The 21715-nt window shown below is 59.5% G+C and carries 21 protein-coding genes and 1 pseudogene; 15 read left to right on the top strand and 7 right to left on the bottom strand.

Going from position 1 to position 21715, the window contains the following annotated elements; all coding sequences use genetic code 11:
• Window positions 1-139 precede the first annotated feature (139 nt).
• From phaC (CKW20_RS10060) to CKW20_RS10045, 4 genes are all read left to right on the top strand, one after another.
• Window positions 140-1819: a class II poly(R)-hydroxyalkanoic acid synthase gene (gene phaC / locus CKW20_RS10060; RefSeq protein ID WP_095052781.1), complete on the top strand. Its 1680-nt coding sequence runs from the start codon at window positions 140-142 to the stop codon at window positions 1817-1819.
• Between the two features lie 134 nt (window positions 1820-1953).
• Entirely contained in the window at window positions 1954-2808 is an 855-nt protein-coding gene (phaZ, locus tag CKW20_RS10055) for a poly(3-hydroxyalkanoate) depolymerase (RefSeq protein WP_030129227.1), read from the top strand.
• Window positions 2809-2922: 114 nt separating this feature from the next.
• The gene (phaC, locus tag CKW20_RS10050) at window positions 2923-4605 is read left to right on the top strand and encodes a class II poly(R)-hydroxyalkanoic acid synthase (RefSeq protein WP_095052780.1); all 1683 of its coding nucleotides are present in this window, start codon (window positions 2923-2925) and stop codon (window positions 4603-4605) included.
• 59 nt (window positions 4606-4664) lie between these two features.
• Window positions 4665-5285, top strand: coding sequence for a TetR/AcrR family transcriptional regulator (locus tag CKW20_RS10045; protein WP_095052779.1), 621 nt, complete (start codon window positions 4665-4667; stop codon window positions 5283-5285).
• A gap of 182 nt (window positions 5286-5467) precedes the next feature.
• Here the strand turns inward: CKW20_RS10045 and CKW20_RS10040 are convergent, their stop codons facing one another.
• The 3 genes from CKW20_RS10040 to CKW20_RS10030 all read right to left on the bottom strand — a co-directional run bounded on the left by CKW20_RS10040 (window position 5468) and on the right by CKW20_RS10030 (window position 7199).
• Entirely contained in the window at window positions 5468-6229 is a 762-nt protein-coding gene (locus tag CKW20_RS10040) for a phasin family protein (protein ID WP_095052778.1), read from the bottom strand.
• A gap of 10 nt (window positions 6230-6239) precedes the next feature.
• The gene (locus CKW20_RS10035) at window positions 6240-6662 is read right to left on the bottom strand and encodes a phasin family protein (protein ID WP_007899266.1); all 423 of its coding nucleotides are present in this window, start codon (window positions 6660-6662) and stop codon (window positions 6240-6242) included.
• Window positions 6663-6923: 261 nt separating this feature from the next.
• Entirely contained in the window at window positions 6924-7199 is a 276-nt protein-coding gene (locus CKW20_RS10030) for a polyhydroxyalkanoic acid system family protein (protein ID WP_095052777.1), read from the bottom strand.
• Between the two features lie 153 nt (window positions 7200-7352).
• Here CKW20_RS10030 and ubiE point away from each other — a divergent pair, with 153 nt between their 5' ends.
• The 11 genes and pseudogenes from ubiE (at window position 7353) to CKW20_RS30125 (ending at window position 15407) form a co-directional block, all read left to right on the top strand.
• Entirely contained in the window at window positions 7353-8123 is a 771-nt protein-coding gene (gene ubiE / locus CKW20_RS10025) for a bifunctional demethylmenaquinone methyltransferase/2-methoxy-6-polyprenyl-1,4-benzoquinol methylase UbiE (protein ID WP_008005057.1), read from the top strand.
• The gene (locus CKW20_RS10020; RefSeq protein ID WP_095052776.1) at window positions 8123-8746 is read left to right on the top strand and encodes an SCP2 domain-containing protein; all 624 of its coding nucleotides are present in this window, start codon (window positions 8123-8125) and stop codon (window positions 8744-8746) included. Before ubiE ends, CKW20_RS10020 begins: the two co-directional genes overlap by 1 nt.
• The gene (gene ubiB, locus CKW20_RS10015) at window positions 8743-10347 is read left to right on the top strand and encodes a ubiquinone biosynthesis regulatory protein kinase UbiB (protein WP_095052775.1); all 1605 of its coding nucleotides are present in this window, start codon (window positions 8743-8745) and stop codon (window positions 10345-10347) included. The genes CKW20_RS10020 and ubiB overlap by 4 nt, the downstream gene beginning before the upstream one ends.
• A 79-nt stretch (window positions 10348-10426) precedes the next feature.
• Window positions 10427-10828 (top strand): phosphoribosyl-AMP cyclohydrolase, encoded by a 402-nt coding sequence (gene hisI, locus CKW20_RS10010; protein ID WP_095052774.1) that lies wholly within the window; start codon window positions 10427-10429, stop codon window positions 10826-10828.
• Window positions 10821-11153 carry a phosphoribosyl-ATP diphosphatase gene (locus tag CKW20_RS10005; protein ID WP_007899279.1) on the top strand — a complete coding sequence of 111 codons (333 nt, stop codon included), beginning with the start codon at window positions 10821-10823 and terminating at the stop codon, window positions 11151-11153. Before hisI ends, CKW20_RS10005 begins: the two co-directional genes overlap by 8 nt.
• 23 nt (window positions 11154-11176) lie before the next feature.
• A complete protein-coding gene (locus CKW20_RS10000) occupies window positions 11177-11455 on the top strand; it encodes a twin-arginine translocase TatA/TatE family subunit (RefSeq protein WP_038978593.1) in 279 nt (92 codons plus the stop codon).
• A gap of 10 nt (window positions 11456-11465) precedes the next feature.
• The gene (gene tatB / locus CKW20_RS09995; RefSeq protein ID WP_095052773.1) at window positions 11466-11891 is read left to right on the top strand and encodes a Sec-independent protein translocase protein TatB; all 426 of its coding nucleotides are present in this window, start codon (window positions 11466-11468) and stop codon (window positions 11889-11891) included.
• Window positions 11888-12682, top strand: a complete 795-nt coding sequence (tatC, locus tag CKW20_RS09990; protein ID WP_095052772.1) for a twin-arginine translocase subunit TatC — start codon at window positions 11888-11890, stop codon at window positions 12680-12682. Before tatB ends, tatC begins: the two co-directional genes overlap by 4 nt.
• Window positions 12679-13386, top strand: coding sequence for a 16S rRNA (uracil(1498)-N(3))-methyltransferase (locus CKW20_RS09985; protein ID WP_095052771.1), 708 nt, complete (start codon window positions 12679-12681; stop codon window positions 13384-13386). The genes tatC and CKW20_RS09985 overlap by 4 nt, the downstream gene beginning before the upstream one ends.
• A 104-nt stretch (window positions 13387-13490) precedes the next feature.
• Window positions 13491-14552 (top strand): annotated as a pseudogene (locus CKW20_RS30130) (methyl-accepting chemotaxis protein); the annotation flags it as partial.
• Window positions 14535-15407: a methyl-accepting chemotaxis protein gene (locus CKW20_RS30125; protein ID WP_371857419.1), complete on the top strand. Its 873-nt coding sequence runs from the start codon at window positions 14535-14537 to the stop codon at window positions 15405-15407. The pseudogene CKW20_RS30130 and the gene CKW20_RS30125, both read left to right, overlap by 18 nt.
• 140 nt (window positions 15408-15547) lie before the next feature.
• Here the strand turns inward: CKW20_RS30125 and mdoH are convergent, their stop codons facing one another.
• From mdoH to pip, 4 genes are all read right to left on the bottom strand, one after another.
• Window positions 15548-18118, bottom strand: coding sequence for a glucans biosynthesis glucosyltransferase MdoH (gene mdoH, locus CKW20_RS09975; protein ID WP_095052769.1), 2571 nt, complete (start codon window positions 18116-18118; stop codon window positions 15548-15550).
• Window positions 18111-19928 carry a glucan biosynthesis protein G gene (locus tag CKW20_RS09970; protein WP_095052768.1) on the bottom strand — a complete coding sequence of 606 codons (1818 nt, stop codon included), beginning with the start codon at window positions 19926-19928 and terminating at the stop codon, window positions 18111-18113. Before CKW20_RS09970 ends, mdoH begins: the two co-directional genes overlap by 8 nt.
• A 321-nt stretch (window positions 19929-20249) precedes the next feature.
• On the bottom strand, window positions 20250-20687 hold the full coding sequence (dtd, locus tag CKW20_RS09965) for a D-aminoacyl-tRNA deacylase (protein ID WP_007899295.1): 438 nt from the start codon (window positions 20685-20687) through the stop codon (window positions 20250-20252).
• Entirely contained in the window at window positions 20684-21655 is a 972-nt protein-coding gene (gene pip, locus CKW20_RS09960; RefSeq protein WP_095052767.1) for a prolyl aminopeptidase, read from the bottom strand. Before pip ends, dtd begins: the two co-directional genes overlap by 4 nt.
• Between the last annotated feature and the right edge of the window lie 60 nt (window positions 21656-21715).

Raw genomic sequence — 21715 nt, 5'->3', positions numbered from 1 at the left:
TGGCAAGTTCCGTGCAGTGCTCTCTGAACTAAAAAGCAGCGATGCGCAATTAACAGTCACCCGAGCAGTAGTACCTGGCGTGCTGTGTGATTACACAGCTGGACTCAGGTACTCGCCTCAGGACAATGGAGCGTCGTAGATGAGTAACAAGCTTAACGATGACTTGAAATTTCAGGCTTCGGAAAATACCTTGGGGCTAAATCCAGTTGTTGGACTACGTAGAAAGGATCTCTTGGGCTCTGCCCGAATGGTGCTGAGCCAGGCCATCAGACAACCCATCCACAGTGCCAGGCATGTCGCCCATTTCGGCATCGAACTCAAGAACGTGCTGTTCGGAAAATCCGAACTTCAACCGCAAAGCGATGACCGTCGCTTTCTCGATCCGGCCTGGAGCCAGAACCCGCTCTACAAACGTTATTTGCAAACTTATCTGGCCTGGCGCAAGGAGCTTCACGCCTGGATCGATGACAGCAACCTCTCGCCCAAGGACGTCGCTCGCGGGCATTTCGTAATCAACCTCATGACCGAAGCCATGGCCCCGACCAACACAGCGGCCAACCCGGCGGCGGTCAAACGCTTCTTCGAAACCGGTGGCAAGAGCCTGCTCGACGGACTCTCCCATCTGGCCAAGGATCTGGTGCACAACGGCGGCATGCCGAGCCAGGTCAACATGGGCGCGTTCGAAGTTGGCAAGAGCCTGGGCGTAACCGAAGGCGCGGTGGTCTTTCGCAACGACGTGTTGGAGCTGATCCAATACCGACCGATCACCGAGCAGGTGCATGAACGCCCGCTGCTGGTGGTGCCGCCACAGATCAACAAGTTCTACGTTTTCGACCTGAGCCCGGACAAGAGCCTGGCGCGTTTCTGCCTGCGCAACAATGTGCAGACGTTCATCGTCAGCTGGCGCAACCCGACCAAGGAGCAGCGCGAGTGGGGCCTGTCGACCTACATCGAAGCGCTCAAGGAAGCGGTCGATGTCGTCACCGCAATCACCGGCAGTAAAGACGTGAACATGCTTGGTGCCTGCTCCGGCGGCATCACCTGCACCGCCCTGCTGGGTCACTACGCAGCGATCGGCGAGAAGAAGGTCAATGCCCTCACCCTGCTGGTCAGTGTGCTGGACACCACCCTGGACAGCGATGTGGCCCTGTTCGTCGACGAGCAGACCCTCGAAGCCGCCAAGCGCCATTCCTACCAGGCCGGTGTGCTGGAAGGCCGCGACATGGCGAAAGTCTTCGCCTGGATGCGCCCCAACGACCTGATCTGGAACTACTGGGTCAACAACTACCTGCTGGGTAATGAGCCGCCGGTTTTCGACATCCTGTTCTGGAACAACGACACCACGCGGTTGCCAGCGGCGTTCCACGGCGACCTGATCGAGATGTTCAAAAACAATCCATTGATCCGCTCCGATGCCCTGGAAGTGTGCGGCACGCCGATCGACCTCAAGCAGGTGACCGCCGACATCTTTTCCCTGGCCGGCACCAACGATCACATCACCCCGTGGAAGTCCTGCTACAAATCCGCACAGCTGTTCGGCGGCAAAGTCGAGTTCGTGCTGTCCAGCAGTGGGCATATCCAGAGCATTCTGAACCCTCCGGGCAATCCGAAAGCGCGCTACATGACCAGCACCGACATGCCGGTCAAAGCCGAAGAGTGGATGGAAAACTCCACCAAGCACACCGATTCCTGGTGGTTGCATTGGCAGGCGTGGCAAGCCGAGCGTTCGGGCAAACTGAAAAAATCCCCCGCCAACCTTGGCAACAAGGCCTACCCAGCGGGTGAGGCTTCGCCGGGCACTTACGTGCATGAACGTTGAGCTTCAAATAACTCGCAGTCCGCGGCACTGGGAGGTGCCGCGATTTCTACCCATCACTCTCGAGGCCAGCCTCGAACATTCTGCGACGGCCCGGGACGGCTCGATCCGCGTTTAAAACCTACAGGGCTCTGTGCATGCCGCAACCGTTCGTCTTTCGTACCGTCAACCTGGATGGCCAGACCCTCCGCACCGCGGTACGCCCCGGCAAGCCTCACTTGACGCCCTTGCTGATTTTCAACGGCATCGGCGCCAACCTGGAGCTGATATTCCCGTTTGTCCAGGCTCTGGATCCGGACCTGGAAGTCATCGCCTTCGACGTACCCGGCGTCGGCGGCTCATCGACGCCCAACCGCCCGTATCGCTTTTCGGGCCTGGCGAAACTCACGGCACGCATGCTCGACTATCTCGATTACGGGCAAGTCAACGTGATTGGCGTGTCGTGGGGTGGCGCTCTGGCGCAGCAGTTCGCCCATGACTATCCCGAGCGCTGCAAGAAGCTGGTGCTGGCGGCCACAGCGGCCGGTGCCGTGATGGTTCCGGGCAAGCCGAAAGTACTGTGGATGATGGCCAGCCCACGGCGCTACATCCAGCCATCCCATGTGATCCGCATCGCACCGATGATCTATGGCGGCTCGTTCCGTCGCGATCCGACCCTGGCCGCCAGTCACGCCGCCAGGGTCCGCTCGGCAGGCAAACTCGGTTATTACTGGCAGCTGTTCGCCGGCCTCGGCTGGACCAGCATTCACTGGCTACACAAGATCAATCAGCCAACGTTGGTGTTGGCAGGCGACGACGATCCACTGATCCCGCTGATCAACATGCGCATGCTGGCCTGGCGGATTCCCAATGCCCAATTGCACATCATCGACGATGGGCATCTGTTTTTGATTACCCGGGCCGAAGCGGTGGCACCGATCATCATGAAGTTTCTTGAGGAAGAACGTCAGCGCGCGGTGATGCATCCGCATCCAGCGCCATCGGGTGGCTAATCGGCCCAATGTCGGATGACAGGACGCCGGGCAGCGCAACAACCCGCAACAGCGTCTATGGTGTTTTGTTCGGGTGTGTTTGTTTTTGGCCTGATGACGAAGGAGTGTTAACTCATGCGCGACAAACCAGCGAAGGGCTCTTTGCCCACTCCCGCTGCATTCATCAATGCACAGAATGCGGTTACCGGTCTGCGCGGCCGGGACCTGCTTTCGACCTTGCGCAGCCTGGCCACCCACGGCCTGCGCAACCCGGTGTACACGGCCCGGCATGCCTTGAAGCTGGGTGGTCAGTTGGGCCGCATACTGCTGGGTGAAACCCTGCACCCGATCAACCCGCAAGACAGTCGCTTTGCCGATCCGACGTGGAGCCTCAATCCTTTTTATCGCCGCAGCTTGCAGGCTTATCTGAGTTGGCAGAAAGAGATCAAAAACTGGATCGACGAAAGCAACATGAGCCCGGACGATCGCGCCCGCGCCCACTTCGCCTTTGCCTTGATCAACGACGCCGTGGCGCCGTCCAATACTCTGCTCAATCCGTTGGCGATCAAGGAAATTTTCAACTCCGGTGGCAGCAGCCTGGTACGGGGTGTCGGCCATTTGCTCGACGACCTTATGCACAACGATGGCCTGCCCAGACAAGTCACCAAACAAGCGTTCGAGGTAGGCAAAACGGTCGCCACCACCACCGGCTCCGTGGTGTTTCGCAATGAGCTGCTGGAGCTGATCCAGTACAAGCCAATGAGCGAAAAGCAGTATTCCAAACCGTTGTTGATCGTGCCGCCACAGATCAACAAGTACTACATTTTCGACTTGAGCCCCGGCAACAGCTTCGTCCAGTTCGCCCTTAAAAACGGCTTGCAGACCTTCGTGATCAGTTGGCGCAATCCTGATGTGCGTCATCGCGAATGGGGGTTGTCCTCTTACGTAGAAGCCGCCGAAGAAGCGATGAATGTGTGCCGGGCAATCACTGGCGCTCGCGAGGTCAATCTGATGGGGGCCTGTGCCGGCGGGCTGACCATTGCCGCGCTGCAAGGGCACTTGCAAGCCAAACGACAGTTACGGCGGGTATCCAGCGCGACCTACCTGGTCAGTTTGCTCGACAGTCAGATAGACAGCCCGGCCACCCTCTTCGCCGACGAACAGACGCTGGAAGCGGCCAAGCGCCGCTCGTATCAGAAGGGTGTTCTGGAGGGTCGCGACATGGCCAGGGTGTTTGCCTGGATGCGTCCCAACGACTTGATCTGGAATTACTTCATCAATAATTACCTGCTGGGCAAGGAGCCGCCGGCGTTCGACATCCTCTACTGGAACAATGACAACACGCGCCTGCCGGCAGCATTTCATGGCGACCTGCTGGACTTCTTCAAACACAACCCACTGAGTCATCCGGGCGGACTGGAAGTGTGCGGCACACCGATCGACCTGCAGAAAGTCACCGTCGACAGTTTCAGCGTGGCAGGCATGAATGATCACATCACCCCATGGGATGCGGTGTATCGCTCGACATTGCTGCTGGGTGGCGAGCGGCGCTTCGTGCTGTCCAACAGCGGTCATGTGCAGAGCATTCTCAACCCGCCCAATAATCCGAAAGCCAACTACGTCGAGAATCCGAAACTGAGCAGCGATCCGCGAGCCTGGTATTACGACGCCAAACGCGTCGACGGCAGTTGGTGGACGCAATGGCTGGGCTGGATTCAGGAACGCTCCGGCGCACAACACGAAACCCAGATGGCCCTCGGCAACCAGAACTATCCACCGATGGAGGCGGCACCCGGTACTTACGTGCGCGTGCGCTGACGTTCAACGAACCACGGCCGCCAATGGCCGTGGCATGACTCGACCATTAAGAAGACTGGATGAAAACCCGCGACCGGATTCTCGAATGTGCCCTGCAGTTGTTCAATCAGAAGGGCGAACCGAATGTGTCCACCATGGAAGTGGCCAACGAAATGGGCATCAGCCCGGGCAACCTCTATTACCACTTCCACGGCAAGGAACCGCTGATCCTCGGTCTGTTCGAGCGTTTCCAGGCCGAGCTGACGCCCTTGCTCGATCCACCGTCCGATGTGGAATTGGCGCCCGATGATTATTGGCTGTTCCTGCACCTGATCGTCGAACGCCTGGCCCACTACCGGTTTCTGTTCCAGGACCTGTCGAACCTTGCCGGCCGCCTGCCGAAACTGGCCAAGGGGATACGCAACCTGCTCAATGCGTTGAAGCGCACACTGGCGTCATTGCTGGCGCAGTTGAAAGCTCAAGGTCAGTTGGTCAGTGACACCCAGGCGCTGGGGCAGCTGGTGGAACAAATCACCATGACGTTGCTGTTCTCGCTGGACTATCAGCGGATTCTCGACCGTGAAGGTGAAGTGAGGCTGGTGGTGTATCAGATCATGATGCTGGTTGCGCCGCATTTGCTGCCGCCGGTAAAAATCGCGACCGAGCGGTTGGCATTGCAGTACCTCGAAGAGCACGACTGACACAGTGGGTCTTCAGTGTTCTCCAGAATGCATGCACTAACAAAAACGCCCGACCTTCGCAGGCCGGGCGTGATCGTTCCCATGCTCCGCGTGGGAATGCAGCCGGTGACGTTCTGCGTCACCGCCGCAATGGACGCGGAGCGTCCGGTGAGGCATTCCCACGCGGAGCGTGGGAACGATCATCAGGACTGACTGGTTGGCGTCGACGGAGCCGGCGCGATAGTCGGGGTTACAGCAGGGGTCGGCGCAGTGGCGGAGTTCGCCGTGCTGACCGGGGTTGCCGGTTTGGCGGCAGCCGCTGCTGGTTTCGGGGCGGCCGCTTTCGGGGCTGCCGGTTTTTTCACTGCTGGCTTCTTCGCGGCAGCCGGTTTGGCCGCTGCGGTTTTAGCTGCAGGTTTAGCAGCCGCTTTGGCAGCAGGTTTCGCCGCTGCAGTTTTGGCTGCCGGTTTAGCGGTAGCCTTGGCCAATGGTTTGGCAGCGCTCTTGGCTGCTGGTTTGGCCGCCGCGGTTTTCGCCGCAACAGGCGCAACCTTGGCACCGGTGAGTTTTTCGATTTGCTTGGTCAGGGTATCGACCTTGCTGTGCAGCGCTTTTACCTCATTGCGGCTCGGTACACCCAGGCGCGAAATGGCGCTGTTCAGACGCTTGTCGAAAGCCCCTTCCAGCTCATCCCATTTGCCCAGTGCGCGATCTTTCACGCCGCTGATGCGCGACTTGGCCGACGAAGCGGAGTCCTTGGCGGCATCGACTTTTTTGCCGACAGCGCTCTTGGTGAGCTTCTCGGCTTTCTCGCCGTCCTTGACCAATGCATCGAAGAGTTTGCTGCCGTCAGTGTCAATCTTCGAGTACACGCCTAAACCAGCCAGCCAGATCTTGCGGGAGTAGTCTTCGACCTTCCCGATCCACGAGCTGCCTTCTTTTTCAGTAGTCTTTTTGCCAGCCATCCCGTTCTCCTTAAGATTTACGCGCGACACGTTCGAGCAATGCCGTCAGCTCATCGAGCTTAGCAGAGAGTGTCTCCACGTCATGTTTAGACGGAATGCCGATACGATTCAAGGCACTTGCGATACGTGTATCGAAAGCCCTTTCAACTTTGTCGAGTTGAAGTTCGACTTTGCCTTTGAAAGTGCTCACTTCACTCTTGGCTTCATCGATCTCGGCATTGGCCGCTTCAAGCTTTTCAGTTACTACTTTTTTTCCTTTCTTTTCAACAGCTTGACCAGCCTTGATCAGCTCTTGAACGTACTCGCTACCCTCTTGGCCGACCTTGGTGTAAGCACCCAGACCAGCGAGCCAGATCTTGCGGGCATACGATTTGACGTCGCCCAGAGCGTTAGTTTCAACGTCGACTTTTTTCTTCAAAATAACTTTGGCCATGGTGCACCTCACGCGCAGAAGGGTCGAGGAACTGCCCGCAGAGAGTCGGGCTCAGGCACAAAGTAGTGAGAATAATTAGAAACGGCACCCTAACAACTGACATAAACAAATGGCCATTCCACCGAACCTGGGGAGCGGCGGTGCGGCGATCCGACTTGCCCGCGAAGAGGCCAGTACATCCGCAAAATCTCCTGCGGCAGGAATATCGTCTTCGCGGGCAAGCCCGCTCCTACAGGGTTCTCATTCCACAGAAAGAATGGATCACGCCAACGCTTTATCCAGAGCCCTTTCGATTTCCGATTTGATGGTGCCGCTCATGGCGGACATCAACAGGCCCAGTTCGACATCGACCTTGATCGAATCCTCACCCACATGCACCGCCCCTTTTACACCCGAGCGTCGGAGGTTCAGGGTGTCGCCGGACCACTGCGGCTCCAGGCCATATTGTTCGGACAGTTTCTGCGCCAACTGGTCGGCCTTCTCGCGGGCCGCTTCCTTACCCAGGCCGTGGGCACGTTCAACACTAATACGGGCCATCGAATGACTCCTGCTTTATGAATACTTCCTGAGAATCTTGACCGTAGCTGCGTCAAAACGTCCCGGTGGTTGCCTATCTTACCTTCAGCCTTGCCAAGACAAAGCAGGCTACCGGGATTAGAATGTCCCGCATTCTCTTTTGGTGACAGCGATATGACTGATCAGCGCAAAGGCAGCGATGCCGAACCCACCACTCACTTCGGCTTCAAAAACGTTCCGGAAAGCCAGAAAGCGGAAAAAGTCGCTGAGGTTTTCCACTCGGTTGCCGCCAAGTACGACCTGATGAACGACCTCCTGTCGGGCGGTATGCACCGTCTGTGGAAGCGCTTCGCGATCGAGCTGTCAGGCGTGCGCACAGGTAACCGCGTGCTGGACATCGCCGGCGGCACTGGCGACCTGACCCGCAAGTTCTCGCATCTTGTGGGACCAACTGGTCAGGTAGTGTTGGCCGACATCAACGAATCCATGCTCAAGGTCGGTCGTGACCGCCTGCTGGATCTGGGTGTGTCCGGCAACGTCGAATTCGTCCAGGCCGATGCTGAAAAGCTGCCGTTCCCGGACAACCATTTCGATTGCGTGACCATTGCTTTCGGTCTGCGCAACGTGACGCATAAAGAAGATGCCCTGCGCTCGATGCTGCGCGTGCTGAAACCGGGCGGCCGTTTGCTGGTGCTGGAATTCTCCAAACCGACCAACGCGCTGATGTCCAAAGCCTACGACGCCTATTCGTTCGCCTTCATGCCGTTGATGGGCAAGCTGATCACCAATGATTCGGAAAGCTATCGCTACCTGGCCGAATCGATCCGCATGCACCCGAACCAGGAAACCCTGAAGTCGATGATGGTCGAGGCCGGTTTTGACCGCGTGACCTATCACAACATGACCGCAGGCATCGTCGCCTTGCACCGCGGCATCAAGCCCTGATGTTGCTGGCCGGCCTGCTTGCCAGCGTTGAGCTCGGCCTGAACCGGGTGCTGCGTCTCGACAGCACGGCGCTGCCGCGGCTGGCGCATTTGAGTGGCAAGGTGATTGCCGTTGACTGCCGCAGCCCGGCGCTGCAACTGTTCATACTGCCCAGCGATGAAGGCCTGATGCTCGCTTCCCAGTGGGAAACCGGTGCCGACTGCACCTTGCGCGCACCGGCCTCAAGCCTGCTGAAACTGGCGACGAGTAACGACAAGACTTCGGTTCTGCATGCCCCGGAAGTCGAACTCGACGGCGACAGTGGCGTACTGCTGGAATTGGCTGCGATTCTTCAGGACCTCGAACTGGACTGGGAGTACGAACTCTCGCGCTGGCTCGGACCTGTGGCCACGCAACTGGTCGGCGGTCACCTGCGCAGTCGCGCACGCTGGTACCAGCAAGGGTTCGCCAGCCTGAACCAGAACCTGGGCGAATACCTGGCCGAGGAATCGCGCACCCTCGTCGGTCTGCGCGAAGCTGAAGCCCGTTTCAATGAACTGGACCAGATCAAGCTCGATCTGGAACGTCTCGAGGCGCGTTTCGAGCGCCTTTCCCGATCCCTAGACCCAAGCGATAACGCATGAAGCTGCTTGCCGTCCGCCGTTTGTTACGCATCCAGCGCGTTGTGATTCGCTACCGCCTCGATGACTTGCTGTTCGCCCTGCCACTGCCCTGGTTTCTGCTGGCGCTGCGCTACGCCTTGCCGTGGCGCTGGTTTCCGCGCAAGACGCTGGACCTGAGCCGTGGCGCGCGACTGCGCCTGGCGTTGCAGGACCTGGGGCCGATTTTCATCAAGTTCGGCCAGATTCTTTCGACCCGCCGCGACCTGCTGCCCGAAGACATCGCCGATGAACTGATGAAGCTGCAGGACCGCGTGCCGCCGTTCGACTCGCAAGTATCGATCCGGCTGATCGAAGAGCAGCTCGGCAAAAAGATCAGTGAAGTCTTCAGCCGTTTCGACGTCGAACCGCTGGCCTCAGCCTCGGTGGCGCAAGTACATGCCGCGCAGCTGAAAACCGGTGAAGAAGTCGTCGTCAAAGTGATCCGCCCGGGCCTGAAACCGATCATTGCCCAAGACTTGGCGTGGCTGTTCATCCTCGCTCGCGCCGCGGAGAAACTCTCGGCCGACGCGCGCCTGCTGCACCCGGTGGACGTGGTCAGCGACTACGAAAAAACCATCTACGACGAACTTGACCTGTTGCGCGAGGCGGCCAATGCCAGCCAGTTGAAGCGCAACTTTGACGGTTCGCCATTGCTGTACGTGCCGCAAGTCTATTGGGACTGGTGCCGGCCGAAAGTGCTGGTGATGGAGCGCATCTACGGGATACAGGTCACCGACCTCGCGACCCTGGCCGACCAGCGCACCGACATGAAAATGCTCGCCGAGCGTGGCGTGGAGATCTTCTTCACCCAGGTGTTCCGCGACAGCTTCTTCCACGCCGACATGCACCCCGGCAACATCTTTGTCAGCACCGTGCAACCGTGGAGCCCGCAGTACATTGCGATCGACTGCGGCATCGTCGGCAGCCTGACCCCGGAAGACCAGGACTATCTGGCGCGCAACCTGTTCGCGTTCTTCAAGCGTGATTACCGACGTGTCGCGCAGCTGCACATCGATTCGGGCTGGGTGCCGGCGGAAACCAAACTCAACGAATTCGAAGCAGCGATCCGTACCGTGTGCGAGCCGATCTTCGAAAAACCGTTAAAAGATATTTCGTTCGGCCAGGTGCTGATGCGCCTGTTCCAGACCGCGCGACGCTTCAACATGGAAGTGCAGCCGCAGTTGGTCTTACTGCAAAAAACCCTGTTGAACATCGAAGGCCTGGGCCGTCAGCTGTACCCGGACCTCGATCTGTGGAACACCGCCCAGCCGTTCCTCGAACGCTGGATGCGCGAGCGCGTCAGCCCCAAAGCCTTATTAGGCAACGTGCAGAGCCAGTTCGAGCAGATCCCGCATCTGGCCAACATGGCCCGCGACCTGCTCGAGCGCATGTCCCAGCCCCACGCCAACGACCCGTCGCCCCCTTGGCACAAGCGCAAGGATGACTGGTTTTTGCGGTTGCTCGGCACTGCTCACCTGGCAGGTGGCACGATACTCGCCGCCGGTGGCCCGCTGAACGAACTGGGTCACTGGCCCGCCGGAATCATGGTGGCGGTCGGCTTGTATCTGGTCGTTCGCCGATAGCCAGTCGCGCCGCACGCTGGCACACTGTTTCAACGCCTGGGCTCAGCTATTGAAGTAGAGCCCGCTGTCGGAGTCGAAGATGAAAAACTGGCTGGACGAGATCAAGTGGGACGCCGATGGCCTGGTGCCGGCGATTGCCCAGGATCACAAGACCGGACGCGTGCTGATGATGGCCTGGATGAACCGCGAAGCGCTGGCACTGACCGCCGCCGAAAACCGTGCCATTTACTGGTCACGTTCCCGTGGCAAGCTGTGGCGCAAGGGCGAAGAGTCCGGCCACGTGCAAACCCTGCATGAGATGCGCCTGGACTGTGATGCCGACGTGATCATCCTGACGGTTGAGCAGATCGGCGACATCGCCTGCCATACCGGTCGTCAGAGCTGCTTCTATCGCGTCTTCGAAAACGGCGACTGGAAAACCGTCGACCCGGTTCTGAAAGACCCACACGCTATCTATTCCGCAGGACACACACATGAGTGACACTTTGACCCGTCTGGCTCAAGTGCTGGAAGAGCGCAAAGGCGCCGCTGCCGACAGCTCGTATGTCGCCAGTCTGTACCACAAGGGCTTGAACAAGATTCTGGAAAAAGTCGGCGAAGAGTCGGTCGAAACCATCATTGCCGCCAAGGATGCCGCCATCAGCGGTGACTGCAGCGATGTGATCTACGAGACCGCCGATTTGTGGTTCCACAGCATGGTCATGCTCGCCCAGCTGGGGCAGCATCCACAGGCTGTGCTCGATGAACTGGACCGTCGCTTCGGTCTGTCCGGACACGCCGAGAAAGCCTCTCGCCCGTCCGCCTGAACAATTATTGAGAGGAACGCAACATGGGCATTTTTGACTGGAAACACTGGGTCGTCATCCTGGTTGTCGTGGTGCTGGTGTTCGGCACCAAGAAACTGAAAAACCTCGGCACTGACGTGGGCGAGTCGATCAAGGGCTTTCGTAAAGCCATGAACGACGAAGACAAGCCGGTTGACCCGACTGTTACCCCGGCCCAACCGGTTCCACCTGTTCAGCCACAGACCACACAGTCCGTGAACCCGCCGCACACCATCGACGTGCAGGCGCAAAAAGTCGAAGAGCCGACCCGCAAAGACTCGTGAGCACTGACTAATGTTTGGTATCAGCTTCTCTGAACTGCTGCTCGTCGGCCTCGTTGCCTTGCTGGTGTTGGGCCCCGAGCGTCTGCCGGGCGCTGCGCGCACCGCCGGCCTGTGGGTCGGGCGGCTGAAGCGCAGCTTCAACGCGATCAAACAGGAAGTTGAACGTGAAATCGGTGCCGACGAGATCCGCCGGCAACTGCACAACGAGCACATTCTGTCCCTGGAGCAGGAGGCGCGGAAGATCTTCACGCCGACTCAGCAGGAGCCGACGCCGGTGGAACCTGTCGCGACGCAGACTATTCATGCGCCAGCGGCTGAGGCTATGCCGGTGGCTGCAGCCGCTGAACCTGCACCTTCAGTAGAAACTGTTGCTCCTGCCGCCGCGCCGACAACACCGGCGCCTCACGACACCACTTTGCCGCCGCGAGCCCCATGAGCGATCTCCCCGAAAACGACCAGCACATGCCGCTGGTTTCGCACCTCACCGAGTTGCGCACTCGCCTGCTGCGTTGTGTCGTGGCGGTGTTCATCATTTTTGCCGGGCTGTTCGCCTTCACCCAGCAGATCTACACCTTCGTCTCCACGCCGCTGCGCCAGTACCTGCCGGCCGGCGCGACGATGATCGCCACCGACGTGTCGTCGCCGTTCCTGACTCCGCTGAAACTGACCATGATGGTCTCGCTGTTCCTGGCGATCCCGGTGATCCTGCATCAGATCTGGGGCTTTATTGCGCCGGGCCTGTACAAGCATGAGAAGCGCATCGCGGTGCCGTTGCTGGTATCGAGCATCATGCTGTTCTACGCCGGCATGGCGTTCGCCTATTACCTGGTGTTCCCGCTGATCTTCAAGTTCTTCGCCGCCGCCACCCCGGCCGGCGTGGAGATGATGACCGACATCAGCAGCTACCTCGATTTCGTCATGACGCTGTTCTTCGCCTTCGGCGTGGCGTTCGAGATTCCGGTAGCCGTGGTGCTGCTGGTATGGATCGGCGTGGTCAACGTCGCCTACCTGAAGAAGATTCGTCCGTACGTGATCATCGGCTGCTTCGTGGTCGGCATGATCCTGACGCCGCCGGACATCTTCTCGCAAACGTTGTTGGCCGTTCCGATGTGGTTGCTGTTCGAAATCGGCATCCTGTTCGGCAGCCTGATCAGCAAGCGCGGCGAACACCCAGACGATCAGCCGGCTGACGATCACAACGACCAGCCGCCAGCGACTCAAGCGTGAACCTGCTGCTCCTCGAAGAGGCCGATTTCATTGCGGCCGACCGGGCGATCCTGCGCGATCGTCGGTTGACTCATATGCAGGAAGTCCACCGCTGCGAAGTCGGTGACAGCATGCGCGTCGGGCGTATTGGCGGACTGATGGGCACAGCCGAGGTGCTGCGTCTGGACGTCGATGAAGCCGAGTTACGCATCACCCTCGACCAGCCGCCACCGGCCAAGCTGCCACTGACGTTGGTGCTCGCCCTGCCGCGACCGAAAATGCTCCGTCGGGTGTTTCAGACCGTGGCCGCCATGGGTGTGCCGCGCATCGTGCTGGTGAACAGCTATCGCGTCGAGAAGAGCTTCTGGCAAACCCCGTTCCTGGAACCCGAGGCGATTCGCGAGCAATTGATCCTGGGTCTTGAACAAGCCCGGGACAGCGTGCTGCCGGAGATCGTCATCGAAAAGCGCTTCAAACCCTTTGTCGAAGACCGTCTGCCAGCCATTACCGAAGGCACCCTCGGCCTGGTCGGTCATCCGGGCAACTATCCGCCCTGCCCTCGTGGCCTGGACGAACCGGTGACTCTGGCCATCGGCCCTGAAGGCGGCTGGATTCCCTACGAAATCGATTTGCTGGGCAAGGCCGGCCTGCAACCGGTGCAACTCGGCGACCGCATCCTGCGGGTAGAAACCGCCGTCACTGCGCTGCTCTCGCGACTGTTTTAACGTCAAACACCCTCGCCACAAATAGTTACTCCCCTACAGATCCCCGCCAGCCGGCCGATACAGCCCCCATAAAACCAATTAATGGTTCCGAGGGGAGTTGCAGCATGTACCGTTGGCTAGCCGAGAAACTGGGAAACGTAAGCGTCAATCGCAAACTGGGTATCGGCTTCGGTCTGGTGCTGCTTCTGACCTTGTTGATCACCTTCACCGGCTGGACCGGTCTGAGCGGTGTGATCAGCCGTGGCGATACGCTTGGGTTTATTTCCAGCCTCAATGAGCTGACCAAAGACCTGCGCCTCGCCCGTGTGGGTTACGACATGCGCCGAGGCGAACAAGGCCCGGGCGCGGTCAACGAGCTGATCGGTCAACTCGATACTGGCCTGAAAACCGCCCGTACATTGCTCGAACAACCTGGCGACGTGGCAATGGTCGACCAGCAATTGGCCGCGGTCAGCGAGTACAAGCGCGCCTTCGCTGATATGACTCAGGCCACCGCCAACCGCGAGGATGCTCGCAGCAAACTGGGTGCCACCGCCGATAACGCCGTGGCCCGGGTTGCTGAAGTCGAAAAATCCCTGCTGCAAGGCGACAGCGTCGCTCAGTTCAATAGCGTGATCGACCTGAGCAAGCTGATCCAGCAAGCGCGCTTCCAGGTACGCGGCTACACCTACAGCGGCAAGCCGGAAGCCGAGCAGCCAGCGCTGGACGCCATCGGCAACGCCCTGAAAAACCTCGAGAGCCTGCCGTCTCAACTGCCGGAACAACACATCGCCAACCTGCAACAGGCGACCGATTCGCTCAAAGCTTACCGCGCGGCCGTCAGCCAGTTCCGCGACTCCCAGGTCGCCAGCGCGGCCGCCTTGAAACGCATGAGCGCGCAAGGCGATATTCTGTTGGACGTCAGCAAAAAGCTCACCGCCTCGCAAACCGTCGTGCGTGACAATGATGCAGCACACGCCAAGAATCTGCTGCTGATGGCCACCGTCCTGGCATCGGCCTTTGGTTTGTTCGCGGCTTGGGCCATCACCCGTCAAATCATCATTCCCCTGAGCCAGACCCTCAAAGTGGCCGAGCGTGTCGCCTCGGGCGACCTGACCCACAACCTGACCTCCGAACGCCAGGACGAACTGGGCCAGCTACAGCGCGCGATGCAGAGCATGACCCAGGGCCTGCGGGATTTGATCGGAGGCATCAGCGATGGCGTAACACAAATCGCCAGCGCCGCTGAAGAACTGTCTGCCGTCACCGAGCAGACCAGCGCCGGGGTCAACAGCCAGAAGGTCGAGACCGATCAGGTGGCTACCGCCATGCACGAAATGACCGCCACTGTGCAAGAAGTCGCGCGCAACGCCGAGGAAGCGTCCGAAGCCGCCGTCGCCGCCGACCAGCAGGCCCGCGAAGGTGACAGGGTGGTTGGCGAAGCTATCGCCCAGATCGAGCGCCTGGCCCTTGAGGTCGGCAACTCCACCGTCGCCATGGGCGATCTGAAGCGCGAAAGCGATAAGATCGGCAGCGTGCTCGACGTAATCAAGTCCGTGGCCCAGCAAACCAACCTGCTGGCGCTCAATGCCGCCATCGAAGCCGCTCGCGCCGGTGAAGCCGGTCGCGGTTTCGCGGTGGTCGCCGACGAGGTCCGCAGCCTGGCCCAGCGCACCCAGAAGTCCACCGAAGAAATCGAAGAGTTGATCGTCGGCCTGCAAACCGGCACTCAGCAAGTCGCGACCATCATGGACAACAGCCGCAGCCTGACCGACAGCAGCGTCGAACTGACCCGCCGCGCGGGCAGCTCGTTGGGCAGCATCACCCGCACCGTGTCAGCAATTCAGTCGATGAATCAGCAGATCGCCGCCGCTGCCGAACAGCAAAGCGCCGTGGCTGAGGAGATCAACCGCAGTGTGCTGAATGTGCGGGATGTGTCCGAGCAGACCTCGGCAGCCAGTGAAGAGACTGCGGCCTCCAGCATTGAGCTAGCGCGGTTGGGGACGCATTTGCAGATGCTGGTGGGGCGGTTCAAGGTTTGAGCTGATGCGGCTATCCCGGCTCGCTTGAAACCGGGGTGATGCCATCGCGGGCAAGCCCGCTCCCCAGCGTTCGCGCCGAACAAGAAAGTTGTGCTCAGTTAGATCATCACAAAAAAACCCCGCTTTCGCGGGGTTTTTCATTAGGCCAACTGAGGCTGCACGCTCACAGGCTTGAGCGGCAACAGCGGTGCATGGGGATCGGCATCCACCGATGTGCGCCAGGCTTGCAGCCACTCGGCGTGGCCTTCGTTCCAGACCTGTTCATGCAAACGACCCAGTGCCACCGGATCACTCAGCAGGGCAACGCGCTCGTTGTTGGTCAGCCCGGCAGGCCCGACCTTCATCGCATGGCGAACCCGCTCGATACGCAGCCATTCGATCGGCTCGGCCTGACGGTGACGGGAAGTCGCCAGCGCACACGCCAAAGCGTTCTGCTGAGGATCGACCACCGACCGGACGAAGCCGTCGTTCAGCGCATGCCAACGGTTTTCGTGGGTGTACTGATCGGTCGCCAGCAAGGCCTGTGGCGGATTGTATTCCTCAGGAATGAGGAACAGGCTCTCGTCACGGGACTTCAGACCCAGACCGACACGGCTGGAGATCACCGATACCGGGATCGACAGCATCAGCGAACCGACAATCGGCACCAGCCACCAGAGGAAGCTCGGGTTCAGCCAGATCACCAATAGAGCCCAGAAGAAGCCCAGCAAGGTTTGCGGACCGTGGCGTTTGACCGCTTCGCTCCACGGTGTGGAGTCGTCGTCACGTTGTGGCGAGTTCCAGGTCGCGGCCCAGCCGAGGAATGCGGCGAGTACGAAACGGGTGTGGAAGATCATCCGCACCGGCGCCAGCAGCATGGAGAACAACATCTCCAGCAACATCGACAGCGTCACCTTGAACTTGCCACCGAACTCTTTCGCGCCCTTGGTCCAGATCAGGATGATGCTCAACAGCTTCGGCAGGAACAGCAGCACAATGGTCGTCGAGAACAGCGCAATGGCCTTGTCCGGCTGCCATTGTGGCCATAGCGGATAAAGCTGACGCGGTTCCAGGAAGTATTGCGGCTCCATCAGCGTGTTGACCGCCAGCAAGGCCGTCGACAACACCAGGAACAAGAACCACAACGGCGCCGACAGGTACGACATCACGCCGGTCAGGAACACTGCACGGTGCACCGGGTGCATGCCCTTGACCAGGAACAGCCGGAAGTTCATCAGGTTGCCGTGGCACCAGCGACGGTCACGCTTGAGTTCGTCCAGCAGGTTCGGTGGCAGTTCTTCGTAGCTGCCCGGCAAGTCATAGGCAATCCATACGCCCCAGCCGGCACGACGCATCAGCGCAGCTTCGACGAAGTCGTGGGACAGAATCGCACCGGCAAACGCGCCTTTACCAGGCAACGGCGCCAGGGCGCAGTGCTCGATGAACGGCTTCATGCGGATAATCGCGTTGTGACCCCAGTAGTGGGATTCGCCCAACTGCCAGAAGTGCAGACCGGCAGTGAACAGCGGACCGTACACACGCGTGGCGAACTGCTGCATACGCGCATAAAGCGTGTCCATGCCCGACGCACGCGGCGCAGTCTGGATGATCCCCGCGTCCGGCGTGGCTTCCATCAAGCGCACCAGACTGCTCAGGCATTCGCCGCTCATCACGCTGTCGGCGTCGAGCACGACCATGTACTTGTAGTCACCGCCCCAACGACGACAGAAGTCGTCGAGGTTGCCGCTTTTACGTTTCACGCGGCGGCGACGGCGGCGATAGAAGATCTTGCCGAAGCCCTTGGCCTCACGGCAGACGTCCAGCCAGGCCTGTTGTTCGGCAACGCAGATATCGGCGTCGTTACTGTCGCTGAGTACGAAAAAGTCGAAGCGATCCAGGTTACCCGAGGCCGCAACCGATTCGAAGGTCGCCCGCAAACCGGCAAACACCCGCGGCACGTCTTCGTTGCAGATCGGCATCACCAGTGCGGTGCGTGCGTCCTTGGCGATCGGCTCGTTGCCGGCGCTGGCGCCGGAAATGCGGTACTTGTCACGGCCAGTGATCAACTCGAGGAAGCCCATCAGCGCGGTCCAGAAACCGGCCGAGACCCAGCAGAACAGAATCCCGAACATAATCAGAATGCTGGTTTGCAAGGCATAGGGCAGCACTTGCGTGGCGGTTTGGGTCAGAGGTTGATGCAGGACTTCTTCAAGATCGACGAACGACCAGCCCTGGTACGGCATGATGCCTTTCATGTACCAGCCGGCGACGATCGTCTGACCGAGCATCAGCACCAGCAAAATGTAGCGGCGGATCGAACCGACGGTGCGCCAGCGAGCCGCTGGCAGCACGTTCTCATCCTTCGGCGGAGCCGGCGGATTGGTGCGACCGGTAAGCCGACGCCAGCCACGCACCAGAATGTTGGTGCGCCACGGCTCGGGCACGACTTTGGTCCGACGGATCGGCGGGGTTGCCTTGAGGCAAACCCGACCACTGGCGTCGAGCACCAGCATTTCCGCATCCGCCAGTTCTTCGGCGGTGTTCAGGGTCAGGCGCCGGCCGACAGAGGCTTGAGCAGCCTCCATCGGCGCGTCGAACGTCGAGGACGACAGACGTTCGTGCAGTTCACTGAAAGACTTGCAGCCCGCGAGTTCCGCGCGCTGCTCGTCGCTCATCGGCAAATGCGCCAGATACTCGGCAAGCGATTGTGGCTGTACGTGTGAATTACTCATCGGCGGGCAACTGATAGCTCCAGGTCTCGGTCAGGACTTGTTCAGTCGGTGCCGATTCCGTTGTGGCTGGGGCCGCTTCGGCAGCGACAGGCTGCTTGGCGTCTTTGTTGTCCTTGTCCTTGGTGTCCTTGACTTGCTGGGCTTGGGCTTGGGCTTGTGCTTCAGCCTGCTTGGCTTCCTTGTCCTTCTTCTCCTGCTGTTTGGCGGCGATCTTGTCGGCCTTGGCAACGGAAGAACTGGACGCTGGTGCCGCGGTCTTGAGCGCCTCGGCAGGCGTGATGGTCTTGACCAGCGCTGCACGCATCTCGGTGGATTTGCTCGGATCCTTGATCTTCATCCGCAGGGTCAAGCGCCAGCCCTTGGTTTCAGGGTTGTAACGGACGCTGTTCTCGACCAGCTCTGCGTTGTCGCCAACGCTCACCTGGCTGCGTACTTCAGCATTTTCCGGCAGGACTTGCAGGGACGGACCTTCGAAATCCACCAGATAGGCCACGCTGCCGTCCGGCTGACGAATCAGGTTCGACTGCTTGACGTCACCCGTGGAACGCAGGGTCTGTTGAACCCAGGCGCTGTCCGGCGAATGCAGGGAGGCTTCGTCGATGGTCCAGTGCATGCGGTATGCAACGTCCAGGGACTGACCAGGCTCAGGCAGTTTTTCCGGGCTCCAGAAAGCGACGATATTGTCGTTGGTTTCGTCGGCGGTAGGAATCTCTACCAGATCGACGGAGCCTTTGCCCCAATCGCCTTTCGGTTCGATCCAGGCACTTGGGCGCTTGTCGTAGCGGTCATCGAGGTCTTCGTAGTGACTGAAGTCACGACCACGTTGCAGCAAGCCGAAACCGCGCGGGTTCTCGATCGAGAAGTTACTCACGGACAGGTGTTTCGGATTGTTCAGTGGACGCCAGATCCATTCGCCGTTGCCAGCATGAATCGACAGGCCACTGGAGTCGTGCAGTTCGCGACGGTAGTTCAGCACTTTCGACGGCTGGTTGGCACCGAACAGGAACATGCTGGTCAGCGGCGCAACGCCAAGCTTGGTGACCTTGTCACGCAGGAACATCCTGGCCTTGACGTCGACAACCGTGTCACTGCCCGGACGCAGGGTCAGGCGGTAGGCACCGGTGGCGCGTGGCGAATCCAGCAGGGCGAAGATGACCAGGTGCTTGTCACCCGGCTTCGGCTGTTGAATCCAGAACTCGGTGAAGCGCGGGAACTCTTCGCCGGACGGCAGTGCGGTATCGATGGCCATGCCGCGAGCGGACAAGCCATAGGTGTGACCTTTGCCGATAACGCGGAAATAACTCGCGCCAAGCATGGTCATGATTTCGTCTTGCTTATCGGCCTTGTTGATCGGGTACAACACACGGAAACCGGCATAACCCAGTTGTTCGGTGGCTTTAGGATCGAATTTCACGTCGCCGAAATCGAAACGACTTGGGTCGTATTTGATCTCTTCGACGGTGTTGGCCGTGATTTCGTTGATTTTCACCGGCGTATCGAAGTGCATGCCCTGGTGATAGAACGACAGCTTGAATGGGGTTTTCTGGTTCGCCCATTCGGCTTTTTCAGTGAGGAACCGAATTTTTTGATAATCCGCGAATTTCATCTCGCGAAATTCATTCGGCAGGTTACTGCGCGGGGCTTCGTATTTTTGCCCGGCCAGCTCTTTTGCCTTGACCGATACGTCATCCAGATTGAATGCCCAAAGCTGGCCGGCGCTGAACAGGCAGAGCAGTGCAGAGCCTGCTACCAGAGCGCTTCGAAACCGTTTGGCAGACAATTTTGGTGCATTACAGGGACTAACAATCACGAGCAACCCTCGCCGAAAACAGATCAAAAAACCAACGGCCAGTTAAAGTGCCAGCACGGTGTGCGGTGGAAAAAAACCGACCCTGCGAACGACTCTTGCCAAGTTGGCGAGCATTATTCCGACTCCTATGGGGCAAAATGATTCCCCAACAGGTCCCGGACAAGTCTCTACCTAAGTCAAAACGGACCAACGAACGCCGATCCCCGTAGCGCGCGATTATCTAGTAGGCCGCGTTACAACGCATCAGGGGGAACCAAGTATTTATCGGGAAAAGCTTCTGTTTACAGTCGAAATGCACTTAAAAAGATGTTTCAAGCGCTTTCACGTCTGTAACAGGAAGGTTACCGGGCCATCATTGACCAGATGCACCTGCATATCCGCGCCGAATCTACCTGATGCCACAGTGCCATGCACCTGTTTCGCTTTACCCAATAGATAGTCGAACAGCTCCTCGCCCAAAGCAGGAGGAGCCGCAGTCGAAAAACTGGGGCGCAACCCGTTTTTGGTGTCGGCGGCCAAGGTGAACTGCGAGACCAGCAGCAACCCGCCGCCTACGTCCGCCAAAGACAGGTTCATCTTGCCCTCGGCGTCACTGAATACTCGATAGTTAAGCAGTTTATGCAGAAGTTTGTCGGCGCTGGCCCGAGTATCGTCGGGCTCGACCGCTACCAGCACCAGTAACCCCTGATCTATTGCGCCAACCACCTCTCCCGCCACCTCGACTCGCGCGCCACGCACGCGTTGCAGCAGGCCCTTCATGCTTCGTCAGGCGACAAGTTGAGCATACGACGGGCCATCTGATCAGCGGCGCGCACCAAGGCATCGGTGATACCCGATTCGGACGCCGCATGGCCTGCGTCGCGAATCACCTGCAATTCGCTGTTCGGCCAGGCTTGATGCAGTTCCCAAGCGTTGTCCAGCGGACAGATCACATCGTAACGACCATGGACGATAACGCCGGGCAGGTGGGCGATCTTGCCCATGTCACGAATCAGTTGGTTCGGCTCGAGGAAAGCATTGTTGGTGAAGTAGTGGCACTCGATACGGGCGATGGACAACGCACGCTGAGGCTCGGAGAAGCGGTCGACCACCAGCGGATTCGGCCGCAGGGTGGCGGTGCGGCCTTCCCACATGGACCAGGCCTTGGCCGCGTGCATCTGGGCGATCTGATCGTTGCCGACCAGGCGTTTGTGGAACGCCGAGAGCAAGTCGTGGCGTTCGTCCTGCGGGATCGGCGCAATGTAGTCCTGCCAGTAATCGGGAAACAGGCGACTGGCGCCACACTGATAGAACCACTCGATTTCCTGGGGACGGCAGAGAAAAATTCCGCGCAGAATCAAACCGTGCACGCGCTCCGGATGGGTTTGCGCGTAGGCCAGGGCCAGGGTCGAACCCCAGGAGCCGCCGAACAGCACCCATTTGTCGATGCCCAGATGCTTGCGAATCCGCTCGAGGTCGGCGACCAGATCCCAGGTGGTGTTGTTTTCCAGGCTGGCGTGGGGCGTGGAGCGACCGCAACCACGCTGGTCGAAGGTGACAATGCGATACAGGTTCGGATCGAAATACCGGCGGCTCTGGGCATCACACCCGGCGCCGGGGCCGCCGTGGATGAACACCACCGGCAAACCTTCCGGCGAACCGCTTTCGTCGACATACAGCGTGTGGGTTTTATCGACGGCCAGATCGTGCCGGGCGTGGGGTTTGATCTGCGGGTACAAAGTCTGCATTGCGCGCTCCGTAAGGGGTCGAGGTCATCCCTGTAGGGACTTCTATTATTCTGCCGTCCG

Origin of the sequence: Pseudomonas sp. Irchel s3b2 (assembly GCF_900187445.1) — a bacterium.
GTDB lineage: Bacteria > Pseudomonadota > Gammaproteobacteria > Pseudomonadales > Pseudomonadaceae > Aquipseudomonas.
The sequence above is the reverse complement of the archived record's forward strand: the minus strand, read 5'-3'. Positions and strand labels throughout refer to the sequence as shown.

What these genes read in the sequence shown, in the direction of transcription:
- phaC (WP_095052781.1), top strand. Translation starts at nt 140, where the DNA reads ATGAGTAACAAGCTTAACGATGACTTGAAATTTCAGGCTTCGGAAAAT.
- phaZ (WP_030129227.1), top strand. Translation starts at nt 1,954, where the DNA reads ATGCCGCAACCGTTCGTCTTTCGTACCGTCAACCTGGATGGCCAGACC.
- phaC (WP_095052780.1), top strand. Translation starts at nt 2,923, where the DNA reads ATGCGCGACAAACCAGCGAAGGGCTCTTTGCCCACTCCCGCTGCATTC.
- CKW20_RS10045 (WP_095052779.1), top strand. Translation starts at nt 4,665, where the DNA reads ATGAAAACCCGCGACCGGATTCTCGAATGTGCCCTGCAGTTGTTCAAT.
- CKW20_RS10040 (WP_095052778.1), bottom strand. Translation starts at nt 6,229, where the DNA reads ATGGCTGGCAAAAAGACTACTGAAAAAGAAGGCAGCTCGTGGATCGGG.
- CKW20_RS10035 (WP_007899266.1), bottom strand. Translation starts at nt 6,662, where the DNA reads ATGGCCAAAGTTATTTTGAAGAAAAAAGTCGACGTTGAAACTAACGCT.
- CKW20_RS10030 (WP_095052777.1), bottom strand. Translation starts at nt 7,199, where the DNA reads ATGGCCCGTATTAGTGTTGAACGTGCCCACGGCCTGGGTAAGGAAGCG.
- ubiE (WP_008005057.1), top strand. Translation starts at nt 7,353, where the DNA reads ATGACTGATCAGCGCAAAGGCAGCGATGCCGAACCCACCACTCACTTC.
- CKW20_RS10020 (WP_095052776.1), top strand. Translation starts at nt 8,123, where the DNA reads ATGTTGCTGGCCGGCCTGCTTGCCAGCGTTGAGCTCGGCCTGAACCGG.
- ubiB (WP_095052775.1), top strand. Translation starts at nt 8,743, where the DNA reads ATGAAGCTGCTTGCCGTCCGCCGTTTGTTACGCATCCAGCGCGTTGTG.
- hisI (WP_095052774.1), top strand. Translation starts at nt 10,427, where the DNA reads ATGAAAAACTGGCTGGACGAGATCAAGTGGGACGCCGATGGCCTGGTG.
- CKW20_RS10005 (WP_007899279.1), top strand. Translation starts at nt 10,821, where the DNA reads ATGAGTGACACTTTGACCCGTCTGGCTCAAGTGCTGGAAGAGCGCAAA.
- CKW20_RS10000 (WP_038978593.1), top strand. Translation starts at nt 11,177, where the DNA reads ATGGGCATTTTTGACTGGAAACACTGGGTCGTCATCCTGGTTGTCGTG.
- tatB (WP_095052773.1), top strand. Translation starts at nt 11,466, where the DNA reads ATGTTTGGTATCAGCTTCTCTGAACTGCTGCTCGTCGGCCTCGTTGCC.
- tatC (WP_095052772.1), top strand. Translation starts at nt 11,888, where the DNA reads ATGAGCGATCTCCCCGAAAACGACCAGCACATGCCGCTGGTTTCGCAC.
- CKW20_RS30125 (WP_371857419.1), top strand. Translation starts at nt 14,535, where the DNA reads ATGCAGAGCATGACCCAGGGCCTGCGGGATTTGATCGGAGGCATCAGC.
- mdoH (WP_095052769.1), bottom strand. Translation starts at nt 18,118, where the DNA reads ATGAGTAATTCACACGTACAGCCACAATCGCTTGCCGAGTATCTGGCG.
- dtd (WP_007899295.1), bottom strand. Translation starts at nt 20,687, where the DNA reads ATGAAGGGCCTGCTGCAACGCGTGCGTGGCGCGCGAGTCGAGGTGGCG.
- pip (WP_095052767.1), bottom strand. Translation starts at nt 21,655, where the DNA reads ATGCAGACTTTGTACCCGCAGATCAAACCCCACGCCCGGCACGATCTG.